An 18696-nucleotide genomic window follows, 5' to 3' on the forward strand; every position below is an offset into this window, starting at 1 on the left:
TCAGGCCTCCGTTCCGGCCAGGAGGCGGGTGCGCGCCTCTTCGGTCGCGCGGACCTCATCCGCAGGGATGTAGTAGTCGCGCTTGTAGTTGAAAGTATGGGCGATCGAGACCGCCAGCACGCCCAGGAAGCTTAGCGCCGCCAGCCACCAGATGTACCAGACCAGGGCCAGACCCATCACCAGGCACAGGCCGGAGATGATGACGCCGGCGCCCGTGTTCGAGGGCATGTGGATGGCCTTGTAGCCGCTCAGCGGGCGCTGATACTTCTTCTTTTTCATGTCCCACCAGGCGTCGGCGTCATGGACGACGGGGGTGGAGGCGAAGTTATAGGCCGGCGGCGGCGAAGAGGTCGCCCATTCCAGCGTCCGGCCGCCCCAAGGGTCGCCGGTCGTGTCGCGCAGCTTGTCGCGATTGATGATCGAGACCGCGAACTGGATGAACATGGCGGCGATGCCCAGGGCGATGACGCCCGCGCCGATGGCCGCGATCACGAACCAGATCTGCAGCGACGGATCGTCGAACACGCGCATCCGGCGCGTCACGCCCATCAGACCCAGAACGTACAGGGGCGCGAAGGCCAGCCAGAAGCCGGGCACCCAGCAACAGAAGCTGACCATCCCCCAGAACTTGTCCAGCTTGAAGCCGAAGGCCTTGGGCCACCAGAAGTTGATGGCGGCGAACAGGCCGAACAACACGCCGCCAATGATGACGTTGTGGAAGTGGGCGATCAGGAACAGCGAGTTGTGCAGCACGAAGTCGGCCGGCGGCACCGCCAGCAGCACGCCCGTCATACCGCCGATGACGAAGGTCAGCATGAAGGCGACCAGCCACATCATCGGCAGTTCGAAACGAATGCGGCCACGATACATGGTGAACAGCCAGTTGAAGATCTTCGCGCCCGTCGGGATCGAGATGATCATCGTGGTGATGCCGAAGAAGGAGTTCACCGAGGCGCCTGAGCCCATGGTGAAGAAGTGGTGCAGCCACACCAGGTAAGACAGGATGGTGATGACGACCGTGGCGTAGACCATGGAGGTGTAGCCGAACAGCTTCTTGCCCGAGAAGGTCGAGGCGATCTCCGAGAAGACCCCGAACAGCGGCAGGATCAGGATGTAGACCTCCGGGTGACCCCAGATCCAGATCAGGTTCACGTACATCATCGGATTGCCGCCGAAGTCGTTCGTGAAGAAGTTGGTGCCGACGTAACGGTCCAGCGTCAGCAGGGCCAGGACGGCGGTCAGGACCGGGAAGGACGCCACGATCAGCACGTTGGTGCACAGCGAAGTCCAGGTGAAGACCGGCATCTTCATCATGCCCATGCCGGGCGCGCGCATCTTCACGATGGTGGCGATCAGGTTGATGCCGGACAGGGTGGTCCCCACCCCCGCGATCTGAAGCGCCCAGATATAGTAGTCGACGCCGACGCCGGGGCTGTAGCCGATGCCCGAGAGCGGCGGATAGGCCAGCCAGCCCGTCCGGGCGAACTCGCCGACGAACAAAGAGGCCATGACGATGACGGCGCCGGCCGTCGTCATCCAGAAGCTGAAGTTGTTCAGGAAGGGGAAGGACACGTCGCGCGCGCCGATCTGCAGGGGCACGACATAGTTCATGATGCCCGTCACCAGCGGCATGGCCACGAAGAAGATCATGATCACGCCGTGGGCGGTGAAGATCTGGTCATAGTGGTGGGCGTTCAGATAGCCCTCGGATCCGCCGAAGGCCATGGCCTGTTGCAGGCGCATCATGATCGCGTCGGCGAAGCCGCGCACGAACATGATCAGACCCAGGATCATGTACATGATCCCGATCTTCTTGTGGTCCACGGTGGTGAACCACTCCTTCCAGAGATAGCCCCACAGTTTGAAATAGGTCAGGGCGCCCACCAGGGCGGCCCCGCCGAGCACGACGACGACCATGGTCGCGAGCACGATCGGCTCATGCGGCAGGGCCTCGAGCGTCAGCCGCCCGAAGATAAGGGGAATGAGGGTGTCAGCGTTCATCGACTGTGTTCGCTCAAGCGTTGGGGGCGGAACGGACGTCGGTCGAAACCGCCCCCGTCGATTGTTGTGATCGGGACAGCGCCGCCATCGGCTGTCCCTGAAGCGACAGGCCCTGCCTCATCAAAGGAGCCAGGCTGACCGGGGCGCTGACCGAATCCAATTCAGCGCGGCGAATACGCTCTGCGGCGGCCGCCTCGGCCTGCAAGGGGGTGCAGATGGTCATCACATAGCTGTCGTCAGAGCCGAAGATGGCGGCGTTCTTCCCGCGGCCGGCGTACTTGTCGTAGACCAGCGGCATGGTGTTGCGCACCGAAGCCATGGTGAGGCCGCCCTTGCGGTCGATCTCCATCATCTCGCCCATGCACATCTTGCCGGGCTCGACGCACATATTGAGGATGGCGTCCCACAGGCCGCCTTCGACATTGGCGAAATAGAGGGCAGGGACCTTTTCGCTGGGCTTTTCCAGATCCAGATAACGTTCACGGTCTAGAACCTGGCCGCCGCGCCGCACGCCGGCGATCCAACCGTCGAAACCGGCCTGATCGACCCCGTGGAAGACGAAGCGCATGTGCGAGAAGCCGTCGCCCGAATAGTTGGCCGAAAAGCCCTCGTAGTCGCCGGGTCGATTGATCACGGCGTGCAGCTTGGTCTCCATGCCGGGCATGGCGTAGATCTGACCCGCCAGGGCCGGAATATAGAAGGAGTTCATCACCGAGGAGGAGGTGATGTGAAACCGGATCGGGCGATCCACCGGCGCAGCCAGTTCATTGACCGTCGCCACGCCGTACTGCGGATAGATGAACAGCCACTTCCAATCCAGGGCCACCACATTGACCTGCAGGGGCTCGACGTTTTCGGCCACGGCCTGCCCCGGCTTGATCCGGTCGATCGGGCGATAGGGGTCCAGGAGGTGCGTGCCCGCCCAGGTCAGGGCGCCCAGGCAGATGATGATCAGCAGCGGCGCCGCCCAGATCACGACTTCGAGATGGGTCGAGTGGTCCCAGTCGGGCTGATATTCGGCCTCCTTGTTCGACGCCCGGTACTTCCAGGCGAAGAAGACGATCAGAGCCATCACCGGCACGATGATCAGCAGCATCAGCAGGGTCGACACCATCAACAGGTCGCCCTGCTGCTGGGCGACGTCGCCTGCAGGTTTCAGGACGACCAGGTCGCAGGCCGACAGCGCGGCTGCCAGGGGCGCGAGCAGAAGTAGGCGCAGAAGGCGCAAGACGGCTCCAATCGGAAAACGTCGGACAAGGGGGAGGAGTCGCGACGGTTGGCGTTCGAATTCGGCCCGATAGTCAGCTTCGATGCGGAACGACATTGGACAATCTGTCCTATCCCCTCGGACCGCCTTTCATCGCAAAGGGCGCGCGGTCATAATACGGCGTCTGAGCCGTGATCTTCCAATTTTACCCGTTTTACGGAGCGATGCCAGCCCATGTCCGCCTCGACGACCCCCTCGTCAGAGTCGCTGGAACGCGACGCCGCCGCCCTCCATGCCCGTCATGACCATAGCCATGGCAAGGTGGACGCCGGGGAGATCGCCATTGGTGTGATCATCGGCCGCACGTCGGAGTTCTTCGACTTCTTCGTCTACGCCATCGCCTCGGTCGTGGTGTTCCCGCAATTGATCTTTCCCTTTGCCGGTCCGATCGGCGGCACCCTGCTGTCCTTCGCCGTCTTCGCCCTGGCCTTCCTGGCGCGGCCTCTCGGCACCGCGCTCTTCATCGCCATCGACCAGAAGTTCGGGCGCGGCGCCAAGCTGACGACCGCTCTGTTCCTTCTGGGCACTTCGACCGTCGCGGTCGCCTTCCTGCCCGGCTATGAGACGATCGGCATCGCTGCGGCGGTCCTGCTCGCCGTCTTCCGCATCGGCCAGGGCGTCGCCCTGGGCGGCGCCTGGGACGGGCTGGCTTCGCTTCTGGCCCTAAACGCGCCGGAGAACCGGCGCGGCTGGTACGCCATGATCCCGCAGTTGGGCGCCCCGATCGGATTGATCGTGGCCTCCGCCCTGTTCGCCTTCTTCCTGAACACCCTGTCGGCCGCCGACTTCCTGGATTGGGGTTGGCGCTATCCGTTCTTCGTCGCCTTCGCGATCAACGTCGTGGCCCTGTTCGCGCGGCTTCGGATCGTCGTCACCCCCAGCTTCCAGAAGCTGTTCGAGACGCGCGAACTTCAGCCGGTGCCGGTCCACACCGCTGTTAAGGCCGAGGGTCCGCGCATCGCCATCGGCGCCTTCGCGCCCCTGGCCAGCTTCGCCATGTTCCACATGGTCACCGTCTTCCCCCTGTCCTGGGTCTTCCTGTTCACGCAGGAGACGCCGGTGCGCTTCCTGCTGATCGAAATGGTCGGCGCCGCCTTCGGTCTTCTGTCCATCCTGGCCTCGGGTCTTCTGGCTGACCGTTACGGCCGCCGGACCCTGCTGGCGATCACAGCCGCCGGCATCGCCGCCTTCTCGGGCTTTGCGCCTCAACTGTTGAACGGCGGCGCGATCGGCGAGCTGACCTTCATGATCTCCGGCTTCATCCTGCTGGGCCTGTCATTCGGCCAGGCCTCGGGTCCGGTGGCCTCCAGCTTCTCCCTGGCGAACCGCTATACGGCCTCGGCCCTGACGTCAGATCTGGCTTGGCTGTTCGGGGCCGGGTTCGCTCCCCTCGCCGCCCTGTGGATCTCCAGCCAGTTCGGCCTGATCGCCGCCGGCGCCTATCTGCTGTCCGGCGCAATCTGCACCCTGGTCGCCCTGTGGCTGAACCGCGAGCTGGCCCGCAGCGCCTCGGATAAGCAACGGGCCGCAAAGGCCTGATCATAAACCGGCCTGACCTTCCAACCCCGGTCCGCCCTGCGGACCGGGGTTCTTACTGCGTAAAGGCCAAACCCAGAGCCTTTCATGCAAAACGGGCGATGCCTAAGCATCGCCCGTTCGGCCGCACGATGGACGGGAAGGCCCGTCGATCAGAAGCGGTAGCGCGCCCCGATGTAAATCTGGCGGCCGGTGTGGTGGTAGACATAGGTGCTGTCGCGGGATCCGCCCAAGTCGCCGTGGTTCTGACGGTTTTCCTCGTCCGTCAGATTCAGCCCCTCAACCGACAAGCTGAGGCTGTCCGTCAGATTGTAAGAGGCGGAGGCGTCGATCGTCGTCGTCTCAGACTTGCCCTGGAACGGAATCAGACCCGCCGCGCCGTTTGAACCCGGGACATTCTGGTAATAGGCGTCGCGGTAGGCGGCGGATATCCGCGCGTTCAGCTTGCCGTCGTCGTAGTAGAGGGTGGCGTTCCAAGCCTCGGGCGACAGGTTCACCAGGTCCTCGGTCACGATGACGGCGCAGCTCGCCGTGGTGCAGTAGTCGATCTCAGACTCGACGTGGGTATAGTTCAGCAGTGCGCCGATATTGGACAGCGGCCCCGGCAGGAAGCTGAAGGTCTGCTGGTAGCTGATTTCAAACCCCTTCAGCGGTCCACCCTTCGTATTGGTGGGGGTGCTGAACACATAGGGCGAACCGGGCGGCCGGGTGGAGACCGCCGGGAAGGCCACAGGATTGAGCGCCGTCAGTTCGCCGTAGGTCAGGGTCTGCTGGGTCGTCTGCACGAAGGTGGAGATGTCCTTGTAGAAATAGGCGAAGGACAGCAGGGCTTCGGGCGCGAAATAATATTCGACCGACAGATCATAGGTCTTGGCGCGATAGGGCTCCAGTTCGACGTTTCCAAGCGAGGCGGTGTTGCTCGACGCGTTGACCGCGCTCAGCGCAAACACCGGAACAAGGCTGGTGACCGGCGGACGCGACATCACCTTGGCGGCGCCGAAGCGGACGATCAGGTCCTCCATCGGCTCAACCGCGACGTTCAGCGACGGCAGGGTGTCGTCGTACTCGTTCTCGCCCGTCACCGGCGTCGCCACCCCGCCGACGTTCGAATAGCCCAGGGCTTCGACCTCGGTCTTGACCTGACGCACGCCGACATTGCCGCGGACCGGCAGGCCCATGATCTCCAGATTCCAGTCCGCCTGAACAAAGCCGCCCGTGTCGGTCTCCGTCACCTCGCGCCAGTTGCCGTAGGTAGAAGGGTTGCCGTTCAACCCGACCAGACGGAAGTCGCCGCCGGCCACCCCGGTGTCGCAGTTGCAACGATAATCCCAGACGGTCTGCAGCGCCTCCAGGTCCGGACGGATCCAGGATGTCGCCGCCCCGGCGGGCAGGTCCAGATTCTTGCCGAACCCGGTCCGCAGATCCGTCACATCCGCCATGGTCACCCCAGCCGGAAGCGCCGGCGCGCCATTCGCCACACGCGCAAAGGCCCGGCTGCTTGATTCATATTCCTTGCGGCTGACGCCCGCCTTCAGCGTCAGGCGCTCGCTCAGCTCGAACGCGAAATTGGCTTCGCCGGTGGTGTAGACATTGTCCTGAAAGTTGGCGCTGGAGCGCAGCTCGGACCGGGGCTGGGCGCCGGTCGGGCCGACGATGGACCATTGCGTCGGATCGGTGACGTCAAAGCCCCAGTTGATGGCCGGAAGATTGCGATTTTCCCGGAAATCATAGGAGTAGCCGTCGACATTCTGTCGGTCGATGATGGCGCTGACCTGCACCGGATTGCCGAAGCTCGATTCCGCGCGCCCAATCAGGCCGTTGAACCTCAGTCGGTCCGAGAACTCGTGTTCGACCGCAAAGGTCATCTGTTTGAACTCAGTCTCCAGGACGTCGAACCGCTGCTCGCTGCGGATGTCCATGTCGTCGAGCCGGGCATAGGTCATCTCGCCGGTGTCGGGATCGATTGCAAAATCGACGATATCCACCTGGGGCTTGCCGCCTTGATCCGCCCCTCGACTGAGGGACCAGGCTTGCAGGAAGTTCTCGCTGCGGGTCGAATCCAACTTAGAGTAGAGCATATCCAGGGTGAACAGGGTCGGCCCGTTGCCGGGCCGCGCCTGAAGCGAAAGGGTCGCGCCGAGCCGCTCTTGACCATGTTCAAGGCTGCCGTAGCGCGGAATACGCGGATGATAGGTGTTCGCCGGGCTGGGCAGGACGCTGCCGTTCTGGAAACCCCCGTCGGCGCTGGCCGGGCCCCAACGGACGGAGCTGAAGCCTTCTTCGAGGCTCTCACGTTCGCTGTAGGCGATGGAAAACAGGGCGCCCAGCTGATCGTCGGCCCAGGTGTTGGAGATCAGGCCCGCGAAGCGGGGGCTCCAGTCTTCCGACAGGTCATTGTAGCCGTACTGGCCAGACAGCGCGCCTTGGAAGCCCATCTTGTCGAAGGGTCGGCTGGTCCGAAGGTCCACCGTGGCCCCCAATGAGCCCTCCTCCACCTCGGCCGAGGAGGTCTTGCGCACCGTGATATTGTTGAAGAGCTCCGAGGCGAAGACGTTGAAATCGAAGCCCCGCCCTCGGTTGACGCCGCCGGAAGAATCGGTCGCCCCGGTGGAAGCCTGGGCTTCGATGCCGTTGATCCGCGTCCGGGTGAACTCCGAACTTAGACCCCGGACGGTCAAGGTGCGGCCTTCGCCGGCGTCGCGGTCAATGGACACGCCGGGAATACGCTGGATCGACTCGGCGAGGTTGGTGTCAGGGAAATCAGCGATGTCTTCGGCCGAGATGGCGTCCACCACGCCAGCCTCGCGTCGCTTGATATTCAGGGCGTTCTGAAGGCTGGCCCGAAAACCGGTGACCACGATCTCATCAACCTCAGTGGCGTTCTGCGGCTGGGGCGCCGTCTCGGTCGCCTGAGCGGCGGCGTCGTGCGCCATCAGCGCGAGGGTCAAGGCGCCGAGCGATGCGGTCGCGGTCAGGGCGCGTTGGGCGAATTTCTGGCGTGGGGTCATTTGGTTTTCTCCTCCCGTTCATGGCCCTCGGAGATCAACCGCCTCCGTTCAGCCGCCCGCTGCTGGCGGACGACACCGGTGTCAGCTTTGGTTTGCCAAAGTACTGCTACCGGTGTCATAGTTGTTGTACGCACAGTCGCCTTTCTATTGCAAGACGGACGTCTGACGGGTTTTCGAGGCCCGCGCATCATAGGCAAGGCGGCCTTGCCGACCATTACCGACCGGGCGACAGAACACCGGCGACAGGGAAGGACATCAGGTTGAAGCAGCCCCTCTCCAGCAGTTCCGCAGGACAGACGCCCATGACGCGGCGAACGGCCTTAGCGGCGGGTTTGTCCGCCGCCGTTATAGCGCAAACGGCGACGGCAGGGCCGCGCGCCTCGGCGCCGCGCGTGACGACGACGGCTGGGCCCGTCCTCGGTCTGCGGGAAAGGGAGCTCAGCGTCTTCAAGGGGATTCGCTACGGAGCCCCAACACGGCGATTTCGGCCGCCCGAACCGCCCGTGCCTTGGCGGACGCCGGTCCTCGCCGTCCAGTTCGGCGCCGCCGCTCCCCAACGCGGGGATGAACCCAACCAAAGCGAAGACTGCCTCTTCTTGAACGTCTGGACCCCCGGCGCCGACGCCGCTCGGCGGCCGGTGATGGTCTATATCCACGGCGGCGCCTACGCCACCGGCTCGGGCTCGCATCCCCTCTATGACGGCTCGCGACTGGCCGCAGAGGAGGACGTGGTCGTGGTCACGCTCAATCATCGCCTCAACGCCTTCGGCTACGCCTATCTGGGGCGGCTCGTTCCGGGCTTTGAAGACTCTGGAAACGTCGGTCAGCTTGACCTGATCCTCGCGCTGCGATGGGTTCGCGACAATATCGCGGCTTTCGGCGGCGATCCCGATCGGATCATGCTGTTCGGCCAGTCCGGCGGCGGCGCGAAGATCGCCACCCTGATGGCCATGCCGGCGGCGGAAGGCCTGTTCCACTGCGCCGCCACCATGAGCGGTCAGCAGGTCACGGCGTCCGGACCGATCAACGCCACCACTCGCGCTGTGACGTGGTTGAAGGCCCTGGGGCTGACACCCGATCGCGCGGCCGAAGCGGCGACCCTGCCGGTGGAGCGCCTGCTCGAAGCCCAGGCGGTGCAGGACCCGATTCTCGGATTCGGCGGGCTGTATTTCGGCCCGGTCCTGGATTTCCGCGCCCTGCCCCGACATCCCTTCTATCCGGACGCCGCGTCCTCGGGTCTCAAGACGCCCATGATCATCGGCAATACGCGCGAGGAGACGCTGGGCTTCATGGGCGACGATCCCAAAAACCAAGACCTGACCTGGGACACGCTGCCGGGCCGATTGACGCCGTCCGTCATGCGGATCGACGTCGCGCCCGAGGTCGTCGTCGACGCCTATCGTCGCATGCATCCCGACTGGTCGCCCGACCAGGTGTTGATCGCCGCGACCACGGCCGGCCGCTCCTGGCGTGGCTCGGTGATCGAGGCCGAGGAACGCGCCAAGGCCGGCGCGCCCGCCTGGGTCTATCAGCTCGACTTTCCCGGCGTCATGGCCTCTGGCCGCAAGGGCGCCTTCCACACGGCGGACATCCCCCTGGTCTTCGGAACTGTCGCCTCGCCCGAATCCCGCGTGAACGGTCCTGGCGCCGAGACCGTCTCAGCGGCCATGCGAAAGGCATTCGCCGCCTTGGCGCGGGACGGTGATCCGAACCACCCGGGCCTGCCGCGCTGGGACCGTTACGAACTGCCACAGCGCCAGACTCTGCTGTTTGATGTCGAGCCACGCATGGCGAACGATCCCAGGGGCGACGAGCGCGCCTTCTTCGCCGCCATTCCCTATATCCAGCCCGGAACCTGACCCGCCTAGAGCGGCACGTTCAGCCGACCGGCCCAGGCCCGGACCAAGTCAGGCCAGACCTGGGCGGGCCGGCCCTGGATCAGACGTACGCCGAAGCCGTGGCCGCCTTCTTGAAAGAGGTGTGCCTCCGTCGGCACGGCCGCAGCCTTCAGCGTCCTCAACAGTTGAAGGCTGTTCTCGACCGGGACCGCCAGGTCGTCCATGGCGTGAAGCATGAAAACCGGCGCGGCGTCCCGCCAATCCATCGCCTCCAGAGAATAGGCCCTGATCTGGTCCGCTGCAGGAGCCTGGCCCAGCAGATGGGTTCGCGAACCCTGGTGGGCGTGGGGGTCAGCCATGGTGGCCACCGGGTACATCAAGACCGTCAGGTCGGGCCTTAGCGAAACGGCGTCTTCGGCGTCGATGGCGGGATAGGTCTCATCGCGCCTGGCGCTGAGCAATCCTGCGAGATGCCCGCCCGCAGAGGCCCCGAGGACGCCAATCCGCGCCGGGTCCACTCCATAGACGTCCGCGCGGGAGCGGATCAGCCGCATCGCCCGTTGCGCATCCTGTAGCGGGGCGTCCGGCCCGGCGGCCCAACCATCCGCCGGAAGTCGGTAGCGAAGCACGAAACAGGTCGTACCGGTCGCCGCGAAGACGCGGGCGACGTCGTAGCCCTCTTTGTCGAGAACCGCCCAACGGTAGCCGCCGCCCGGAATCAACAGCAGGGCCGAGCCGTTGGGTCGTGCCGGCCGAAAGACCGTCAGCATAGGATCATCGGTGTACTGGGCGTAGCGGTCGTGAAAAGCCGGATCGGTCGAACGCTCCGGCACGATCGGCGTGAGCCGCACCCCCTCCCCGCCCGGCGCGCCGCGGGGCCACAACCGGATCGTTTCGTCGGGGTCGGGCGGCGCGGCCGCCTGCCGCTCTCCAGCAGAGAAAGCCTCGGCCGCCGCCGGTCGTCCGAAGGCCAGGCCGCCTGCGGCCAAGACCAGGCCGAGCAGATGTCTTCGAAGCAGCTTCATCTCTTCATCCAAAAAGAAGCGGCCGGACGAGTGATCGTCCGGCCGCGCTTTGATCAGACCTTGGCCGGAGCGTACTTCGGCGAAAGCAGATGCACCACCAACAGGGCGATCAGATAGGCTGAAGCCGCCACGATGAAGATCGGCGTATAGGTGCCGATCTGCTCCAGCACATAGCCGGCGTACTTCGCCATCGCCATGCCGCCGATGGCCCCCAACATGCCCCCGATCCCGACGACCGAACCGACCGCCGAGCGCGGGAAGACGTCGCCCGGCAGGGCGTAGAGATTGGCCGAAAAGCCCTGGTGGGCCGCAGTGGCCAAACCGATGATGCCGACCGCCACCCAGAGGTTGGACGCCATGGCGGCGAAAGCGACCGGGACGGCGCACAGGGCGCAGATCAGCATGGTGATCTTGCGGGCCCTATTGACGCTCATGCCGCGGTGCATGAAGCGAGACGACAGCCAGCCGCCGCCGACCGATCCCACGTCCGACAACAGGTAGATGGCGACCAGCGGGGGGCCGAAGGATTTCAGATCAAGTCCGTAGGTTTTGCCGAGGAAGTCCGGCAGCCAGAACAGGAACATCCACCAGATGGGGTCGATCAGGAACTTGCCCAGGGCGTAGGCCCAAGTTTCCTTGACGCCCAACAGCTTGGTCCATTTGACCTTTTCAACGACATCGGCAGGATCCTGCTCGATATAGGCCAGCTCGGCAGCCGACAGCCGCTTCTGTTCGCGCGGCCGGCGATAGACCAGGAGCCAGATCGGCAGCCAGATTAGGCCCAGCAGGCCGGTGATGACGAAGGCCAGTTGCCAGCCGAAGGCCAGAACCAGACCCGGAACGATCAGGGGCGTGACAATGGCGCCGATATTGGTGCCCGCGTTGAACAGGCCCGTCGCCAGGGCGCGTTCCTTCTTTGGGAACCACTCGGCGACGGCCTTGATGCCTCCAGGGAATCCGCCGGCCTCGCCGACGCCCAGGAGCATGCGCGCCATCATGAAGTGCGACAGATCCCGCGCCGCGCCGTGCAGGATGTGGCCGATCTGCCAGATGCCGAATGCCACGCCCAAGCCCCAGCGCGCGCCGACGCGGTCCATGATCCGGCCCCAGAGCAGATAGGCCACGGCGTAGGAGGCCTGGAACCAGAAGACGATGTCGGCGTAGTCGGTCTCCGACCAACCGAACTCGGTTGACAGCATGGGCTTCAAGAAGCCGATCATCTGGCGATCGACATAGTTGATGACCATGGCTGCAAACAGCAGCCACATGATGATCCACCGATACTTGCCCGGCGACGGCGCCTTGATCTCAATCGGTCCTGCGCTTGACGCGTCGGTCATGATTATTCCCGTTCCTGATGGTTCCTCACGCGTCCCGGCTCTCTCGTCCCTCAACGGCGGCCAGGTTGACGTGTTTAAGAAGATTACTGCGCTTCAGCCCTCACGACCGAGCAATGGAGTTCGGCAACGCCCCTGAATACGCATACGGCCTGATCCCCTGCATGGACCCGGTGTACGCCGGTAACGGCGCCGGTGGAGATCAACATGCCGGCCTTCAGCGGTCGGCCCCATCGGGCGCAATGCTCGGCCAAGAAACGGACGGACTCCATTGCGCCGCCCTGAAGCGACGCAGAACCTCCGACACCGACGCTCTCGCCGTTGACGAAGGTTTCGACCTCGATCGCTTCCAGCCGCTCGCGCCAATCCGCCAATTCAGGCCCGATGATCAGGCCGCCGTTGTTGCCGAAGTCTGAGGCGACGACTGCGGAGCCCAGGTCATTGATCGCCGACAAGGGGCTGCCCGCCAGCTCGACGCCCACGAAGATCTTGTCGATCGCCGCGACGGCGTCCGCCAAGCTCCAATCCGTTTTGTCGGGGTCCAGATCATGACCGATGCGGGCGATGAACTCGGACTCGACGGCTGCAAAGCCGCCCTCGATCTCCGGCAACGCCGTCGCGGCGCCTTCAGCGCTCGCCCAAACATTGCGTGCAAAGATGGCGCCGGCCAGTCGGTGAACCCCCAACTCCGGCTGCTGTGAAGGCGGCACTCCGCCGACCTTCCATCCGACGACCTTGTCGGGAAACCGCTCTATGGCGGCGGACTGGATCGCATAGGCCTGGGCCATGTTTTCGGGAATCCGACCTGGATAGTCCGGCGTGGCGCGGCAGGCCAGTCGCGCCGCCACGAACCGCGCTGCGATCTTATCCGGCTCCACGGCGACAGAGGCCGTCCCGATTTCGGCGATCGGCGTCGCGCTCATGACGCGACGCTCACGAATGAATAGGTGCGGATCAAGGTAAGGCCTCGCAAACAGGCCGCGATAAGAGCGAGGGAGGAAACCGGTGTCAATGCGCTTTGAAGAGGTTTGTAGCGTCCGACGCGAGTCGGCGTTATGGCTGAAGCTCGACAAGAAGGAAGGAGCCGCACCTTGGCTCAAGACGATCCGCGCCCCGGCAAGACGGCTAAGCGGGCCACCATCAACGACGTCGCCCGCGTGGCGGAAGTGTCCAAAAAGACCGTCTCGCGCGTGATCAACCAGTCGCCGTTCGTGCGCCAGGACACGCGGGAACGAGTCAATGCGGTCATCAAGGCGTTGGGCTTTACGCCCGATCCCCAGGCGCGCGGGCTGGCGTTCCGCCGCTCTTTCCTGATCGGCCTGATCTACGACAACCCCAGTCCGACCTATGTCGTCAATATGCAGCAAGGCGTGCTGGACGCCCTGAAGGGTTCGGGGCTGGAACTTGTCGTCCACCCTTGCAACCGCAACTCCCCTACTCTGCTTGAGGACATCCGAGGCTTCGTGGAGCGGCAAAGGCTCTATGGCGTCATCATGCCCCCGTCGGTGTCTGAGGACGAGGCGGTCATCGCGCTGCTGCGCGAACTGGATTGCCCCTATGTCCGGATCGCCTCGGTGGCCCTGGATGAGCCGGCGTCGATGGTGGTGACGAACGACGGAATAGGGGCGGCTGAGGCGGCGAATCACCTTGCCGACCTTGGCCACCTGCGGATCGGTCTGGTTCGCGGGCCGGACCTGTTCCGATCATCGGCGGTGCGAAGCAAGGGCTTTCTCGACGCCCTGTCGGCGCGCGGGATTCCACTGGCGTCCGAATACGACTTCAAGGGCGCCTATACGTTTGAATCAGGCGTTGAAGCCGGCCACGCCCTGCTTTCCTTGGCCCACCCGCCCAGCGCCATCTTCACCCTCAACGATGACATGGCGATCGGGATCATGCAGGCCGCCCGCGAGCGGGGGCTGGAGCTGCCGCGCGACCTGTCGATCGTCGGGTTCGACGACCTGCCCATGGCCGCGCGGGTCTGGCCGAACTTGACCTCCGTCCGCCTGCCGATTCGCGACATGGGCCGCATGGCGGCCGAGAAGCTTCTGGCGCCCATGCGCGGCGTGGATGCGGCCCAGTTGAAGCAGCCGGAAGTCCGACCTGCTCTCGTGGTGCGGAAATCCGCTATTCCTGCGGCTTGAAAAAGCCTTTCCCAGAGGCGGCCGGCGCAGTTCACGCGCCGGCCGAGCCTTGGCCTTATGCGGGCTCCAAAGCCTTCGCGCCGCTTAGAACGCCCTTCAGATAATCACGAATACCTTCGTCCGTAGCGTTGGCGAAGAAGTATTCGGAAAACCGCTCGCCCGCGATCGCGGCTTTCAGCAAGTCCTGATCCATCTCCTTCAGCACGGTCAGCATGTCCTTGCAGGATGCGGCCTTCAGATCGCGCAGCACGCCTCGGTTCTTGCGCATGATCTCCGCACGTTCCTTGGGATAGCCCAGGCCGCGCTCGCCCTCGAACAGTTTGCGATACACGTCCTGAAGGTTCAGCTCCGCCGCCCAACCGAACCCCTTGGCATAGGGCATGGAGATGGCGTTTCCGTCATTGATCTGGCCGAACAGGAAGGCGTCGGTCGGATCAATGACCAGGCCGCAGAAGACGCCCGGCATGCTGTTGCAGGCCAGCATCGATCCCATGCCGGTGCCGCAACCGGTCACCACGAAGTCGGCGGCGCCGGAGTTGAGCAGGATGGCGGTCAGCACGCCGTTCATCACATAGGTCAGCGACGCCTTATCCTCGGCGGCGTACATTCCATAGTGGAACACCTGATGCCCCAGCGGCTCCGCGACGGCGGACAGAGCCGCATGCACCGTCTCGCTTTTTGCGGCCTGGCTGTTTTCGATAATGAGCGCGATCTTCATGGGGACTCCTCAAGGCGAGTTCAGGCGACATCGAACCATGTCGCGCGATTATGGGCTAATGGATTGCATCATAATATGACACCGGTTACCTAGTCCACATGGGGAGAGATGCAAGGTCACCCGGATCGATTTCGCGGCGAGGCTGACAGAGCGGAACATTCGCCCTTGCCGCATCACACCCGCTAAACGGCGTCGCAAAAGGCGCAGACCAGAGGAAACACAATATGACCACTCCATTCGACCTCACCGGAAAAGTCGCCCTGGTCACCGGCGGCAATGTGGGCTTGGGCCAGGGAATCGCTCTGGCTCTGGCGGAAGCCGGCGCCGACATCGTTTCGGTCGCCCTGTCGGATTCCGACGACACGGTCGCCAAGCTGAAGGCCATGGGACGCCGCGCTCATGCGGTCAGCGCCGATCTGACCTCGATCGAACCGGTCGAGCGCGTGGTTCAGGAAACCCTTGAGGCGATGGGCCGGATCGACATCCTGGTCAACAATGCGGGCCTGATCCGCCGCGCCGACGCCGTGGACTTCACCGAGGCCGACTGGGACCTGGTGATGAACATCAATCTGAAGACCGTCTTCTTCCTCAGCCAGGCCGTGGCCCGTCACTTCATCAAACAGGGCGAAGGCGGCAAGATCATCAACATCGCCTCCATGCTTTCCTTCCAGGGGGGCATCCGGGTGCCCTCCTACACCGCCTCCAAGTCGGGCGTGGCCGGCCTGACCAAGCTGATGGCCAACGAATGGGCGCCGCACGGCATCACCGCCAACGCCATTGCGCCTGGGTATTTCGCCACTGCCAACACTCAGGCGCTGCGCGAGGACCCCGTCCGCTCGGCTGAAATCCTGGGCCGCATCCCGGCCGGCCGCTGGGGCGAGCCTTCGGACCTCGGCGGGGCCGCCGTCTTCCTGGCGAGCCGAGCGTCCGACTATGTCCAAGGCGCCATCCTGCCGGTCGACGGCGGTTGGCAGGCGCGCTGAGCGACGGCTAGTCTGAAGCATGACCCACAGCGCATCTCCCCGCCGCATCCTCTGCTTCGGCGAGATGCTGCTGCGGTTTTCGCCCAATCAGCACGAGTTGCTTCTGCAGTCTCCCGCCCTGACGGTCCGTCCAGGGGGCGCGGAGGCGAATGTCGCGGTCTCCCTGGCCCAATTCGGCGCCCCCACGGGTTTGGCGACAGTCTTGCCCGACAACGTCCTGGGTCGCGCCGCGCGTGACGAAGTGCGCCGACACGGCGTCGATACCTCGACGGTCGTGTTCAAGGCCGGTCGAATGGGCCTGTACTTCCTCACCCCTGGGGCCGTAAGGCGCCCATCGGAAGTCCTGTACGACCGCGCCGGCTCCGCCTTCGTCGAACATGTCCATACGGCGTTCGATTGGGACGCCTTGCTGGACGGGGTGGAATGGCTGCACGCGTCCGGCGTCACGCCGGCTACGGGCCCTAACGGCTCGTCCGCCGCCGTCGCCCTGATAGACGCTGCGGCGCGCCTGGGGGTTAAGGTCAGTTATGACGGCAACTTCCGCGGAAAGCTGTGGGAGCAATGGGACGGCGATCCCCCGAGGGTCTTGGGCGGCATGCTGAGCGGCGCGACCCTGGCCTTTGCTGACGATCGTGACTTCGGCCTGGTGCTGAGGACGCGGTTCGACGACGCCGACCCGGCCGTCCGGCGTCGCGAGGCCGCAAAGGCCGCCTTCGACGCCTTTCCTCGTCTTCAACGCATCGCCTGCACCCTGCGGGTGCAAGACAGCGTCGCCGACCAGGCGCTTTCAGCGGTGATGCTGACGCGAGACGGTGGACGGATCGTCGAAACGCAGGCGGACGCCCTGCACATGGCCGGTGTCGTGGACCGGGTAGGCGGTGGCGACGCCTTCGCTTCCGGCGTGCTGTTCGGGCTCTGGAGCGGCTGGTCGGATCAGCAGGCGCTGGATTTCGGCTTGGCGGCCGCCGGCCTGAAACACTCGGTTCCGGGCGATTTCAACCTGTTTTCGGCCGATCAGGTGCGGGCGGCCATGGGTGACAACGGGTTCGACATTCGCCGTTAGATCCCAAGCCGGATCCCGTCAAGACTCCCCTAGGAAACCGGTGTCAGTCGTGCTTGATTGAGTCTCCAACCGGCCGCGAAGAGCCGTTTCAGAGGTCCAGGAGTTTCAGCATGCATGCCCCTTCCATGAGCCGTCGCGCCGTCTTGGCCGCCGGCGCCGCCGCCACATTCGTCGCCGCCTCAGCACCCGCCCTCGCTGTCGCCGCCTCGGCGCCTCAGCGGGACGCCATCCTGGCGGGGATGAAGCGGGCCGCACGCTTTATGACCGATGAGGCTGCAGTCGAAGGCGGTTATGTCTGGCAGTATCTGCCCGACTTTTCTCGGCGTTGGGGCGAGCTGGAAGCCGGCCCGACCATGATCTGGGTGCAGCCGCCTGGAACCGCGACCATGGGGCACCTGTTCCTGGACGCCTACCATGCGACCGGCGACGAATTCTATTATGAGGCCGCCAAGTCCGCCGCCGACGCTCTAGTCCGGGGCCAACACCCGGCCGGCGGCTGGAACTATGTCATCGACACGGCCGGCGAGGCTTCGCTGAGGCGGTGGTACGACACGGTCGGCAAGAACGCCTGGCGGTTGGAAGAATTTCATCGCTACTACGGCAACGCCACCTTCGATGACGCGGGTACGGCTGAGGCCTCGCAACTGCTTCTTCGCCTGTACCTCGAAAAGCGAGACCGCAAATATCTGGCGCCTCTGAACAAGGCGATCGATTTTGTCCTCGATAGCCAGTATCCGAACGGCGGCTGGCCTCAACGTTACCCCTTCGTGCAGAATGGCGGCGTCCACGGGCACGCTGATTACACGCCCTACATCACCTTCAATGACGATGTCGCAGGCGAGAATCTGGAGTTTCTGATCTACGCCTGGCACGGACTGGCGCGGAACGGACGCGGCGACTCGCGCATCCTGGATGCGATCAACCGCGGCATGGATATCTTCGTCAGAACCCAACAGCCTCAGCCACAGCCCGCCTGGGGCCTGCAGCATTTCCCCGACACCCTAAAGCCGGCCGGCGCGCGGACGATCGAACCTCAGGCCTTCGTCACCCATGCGACGGGCACCAACATCAAGTCGATGCTCGGCTTCTACCGATTGACCGGGGACCGGAAATTCCTTGACCGCCTGCCTGAGGCCCTGGACTGGCTGGATCAGGTCGCGACCAAGCCGCCGCTCAATACACCGGGGCGAACCCATCCCACCTTCATTCTCGAAGGCGCCAACACCCCGATCTACATCCATCGTCGGGGGTCCAACGTCGCCAACGGCCAGTACTACGCCGACGACAATCCCGAGAATCTGATCGTCCACTACGGTTCGTTCCGGAACGTGGACACGCCCGCTCTTCGCGCGGAGTACGCCCGCCTCTCCGCCCTGCCCGTCGAGGCTGCGACGCAAGGGTCGCCGCTGAAGGCGCGACCGGGCTCTCTACGGCTTCCGACCTATTTCACCCTTCAGGACGTCGATGTCTGGGACATGTCCAGCGACGCCAAACGGCCGTCGCCGGTCAGCGAAAGTCGCGTAGCCGAGGTTCTGGCGGGACTGAATACGCGGGGCTATTGGCCGACGCCGCTGACGACGACGTCGAACCCCTACAGGGGCGACTCCCCGACGGCCGTGACCGGCGGCGAATATCAGATGACACGCGTCGGCGACGTCTGGGACACGTCGCCCTATCGGACCGACTACCCGGTCGAGGGCGTTTCCACCTCGGTCTTCATTCGAAACATGGGCGATCTGATCCAGGCGCTGGTCGCCTGACCGGAGCGGGCGGCCCGAA

General features: G+C 64.5%; 13 protein-coding genes. 6 read left to right on the forward strand and 7 right to left on the reverse strand.

Going from position 1 to position 18696, the window contains the following annotated elements; translation table 11 throughout:
- Both cyoB and cyoA read right to left on the reverse strand, forming a co-directional pair.
- Positions 1–2001 (reverse strand): cytochrome o ubiquinol oxidase subunit I, encoded by a 2001-nt coding sequence (gene cyoB, locus AC1RKE_RS09630; RefSeq protein ID WP_333896477.1) that lies wholly within the window; start codon positions 1999–2001, stop codon positions 1–3.
- A gap of 13 nt (positions 2002–2014) precedes the next feature.
- Positions 2015–3229, reverse strand: a complete 1215-nt coding sequence (gene cyoA, locus AC1RKE_RS09635) for a ubiquinol oxidase subunit II (protein WP_348683178.1) — start codon at positions 3227–3229, stop codon at positions 2015–2017.
- 213 nt (positions 3230–3442) lie between these two features.
- Between cyoA and AC1RKE_RS09640 the strand changes: the two genes are divergently transcribed.
- Positions 3443–4807, forward strand: coding sequence for an MFS transporter (locus AC1RKE_RS09640; RefSeq protein WP_287395441.1), 1365 nt, complete (start codon positions 3443–3445; stop codon positions 4805–4807).
- 149 nt (positions 4808–4956) lie between these two features.
- Here AC1RKE_RS09640 and AC1RKE_RS09645 read toward each other — a convergent pair whose 3' ends face one another.
- Positions 4957–7812: a TonB-dependent receptor gene (locus tag AC1RKE_RS09645; protein WP_348683179.1), complete on the reverse strand. Its 2856-nt coding sequence runs from the start codon at positions 7810–7812 to the stop codon at positions 4957–4959.
- 302 nt (positions 7813–8114) lie between these two features.
- Between AC1RKE_RS09645 and AC1RKE_RS09650 the strand changes: the two genes are divergently transcribed.
- The gene (locus AC1RKE_RS09650; RefSeq protein WP_395941949.1) at positions 8115–9671 is read left to right on the forward strand and encodes a carboxylesterase/lipase family protein; all 1557 of its coding nucleotides are present in this window, start codon (positions 8115–8117) and stop codon (positions 9669–9671) included.
- Between the two features lie 5 nt (positions 9672–9676).
- Here AC1RKE_RS09650 and AC1RKE_RS09655 read toward each other — a convergent pair whose 3' ends face one another.
- The 3 genes from AC1RKE_RS09655 to AC1RKE_RS09665 all read right to left on the reverse strand — a co-directional run bounded on the left by AC1RKE_RS09655 (position 9677) and on the right by AC1RKE_RS09665 (position 12800).
- Positions 9677–10675 carry an alpha/beta hydrolase gene (locus tag AC1RKE_RS09655; RefSeq protein ID WP_201462657.1) on the reverse strand — a complete coding sequence of 333 codons (999 nt, stop codon included), beginning with the start codon at positions 10673–10675 and terminating at the stop codon, positions 9677–9679.
- 53 nt (positions 10676–10728) lie between these two features.
- On the reverse strand, positions 10729–12015 hold the full coding sequence (locus AC1RKE_RS09660; RefSeq protein ID WP_152950316.1) for an MFS transporter: 1287 nt from the start codon (positions 12013–12015) through the stop codon (positions 10729–10731).
- 83 nt (positions 12016–12098) lie between these two features.
- Positions 12099–12800, reverse strand: coding sequence for a 2-keto-4-pentenoate hydratase (locus AC1RKE_RS09665; protein WP_395941947.1), 702 nt, complete (start codon positions 12798–12800; stop codon positions 12099–12101).
- A gap of 303 nt (positions 12801–13103) precedes the next feature.
- Between AC1RKE_RS09665 and AC1RKE_RS09670 the strand changes: the two genes are divergently transcribed.
- Complete coding sequence (locus tag AC1RKE_RS09670; protein WP_224764259.1) at positions 13104–14153, forward strand: LacI family DNA-binding transcriptional regulator; 1050 nt, start codon at positions 13104–13106, stop codon at positions 14151–14153.
- Positions 14154–14208: 55 nt separating this feature from the next.
- Here AC1RKE_RS09670 and AC1RKE_RS09675 read toward each other — a convergent pair whose 3' ends face one another.
- On the reverse strand, positions 14209–14871 hold the full coding sequence (locus AC1RKE_RS09675) for an RpiB/LacA/LacB family sugar-phosphate isomerase (protein ID WP_182714294.1): 663 nt from the start codon (positions 14869–14871) through the stop codon (positions 14209–14211).
- A 224-nt stretch (positions 14872–15095) separates the two neighbouring features.
- Between AC1RKE_RS09675 and kduD the strand changes: the two genes are divergently transcribed.
- From kduD to AC1RKE_RS09690, 3 genes are all read left to right on the forward strand, one after another.
- Positions 15096–15854, forward strand: a complete 759-nt coding sequence (gene kduD, locus AC1RKE_RS09680) for a 2-dehydro-3-deoxy-D-gluconate 5-dehydrogenase KduD (protein WP_348683449.1) — start codon at positions 15096–15098, stop codon at positions 15852–15854.
- A 19-nt stretch (positions 15855–15873) separates the two neighbouring features.
- Positions 15874–16917: a sugar kinase gene (locus AC1RKE_RS09685; RefSeq protein WP_082382699.1), complete on the forward strand. Its 1044-nt coding sequence runs from the start codon at positions 15874–15876 to the stop codon at positions 16915–16917.
- Between the two features lie 110 nt (positions 16918–17027).
- Positions 17028–18677, forward strand: coding sequence for a pectate lyase (locus AC1RKE_RS09690; RefSeq protein ID WP_228184211.1), 1650 nt, complete (start codon positions 17028–17030; stop codon positions 18675–18677).
- Positions 18678–18696: the final 19 nt, after the last annotated feature.

This window comes from Brevundimonas sp. GW822-FHT03E11 (assembly GCF_058801445.1).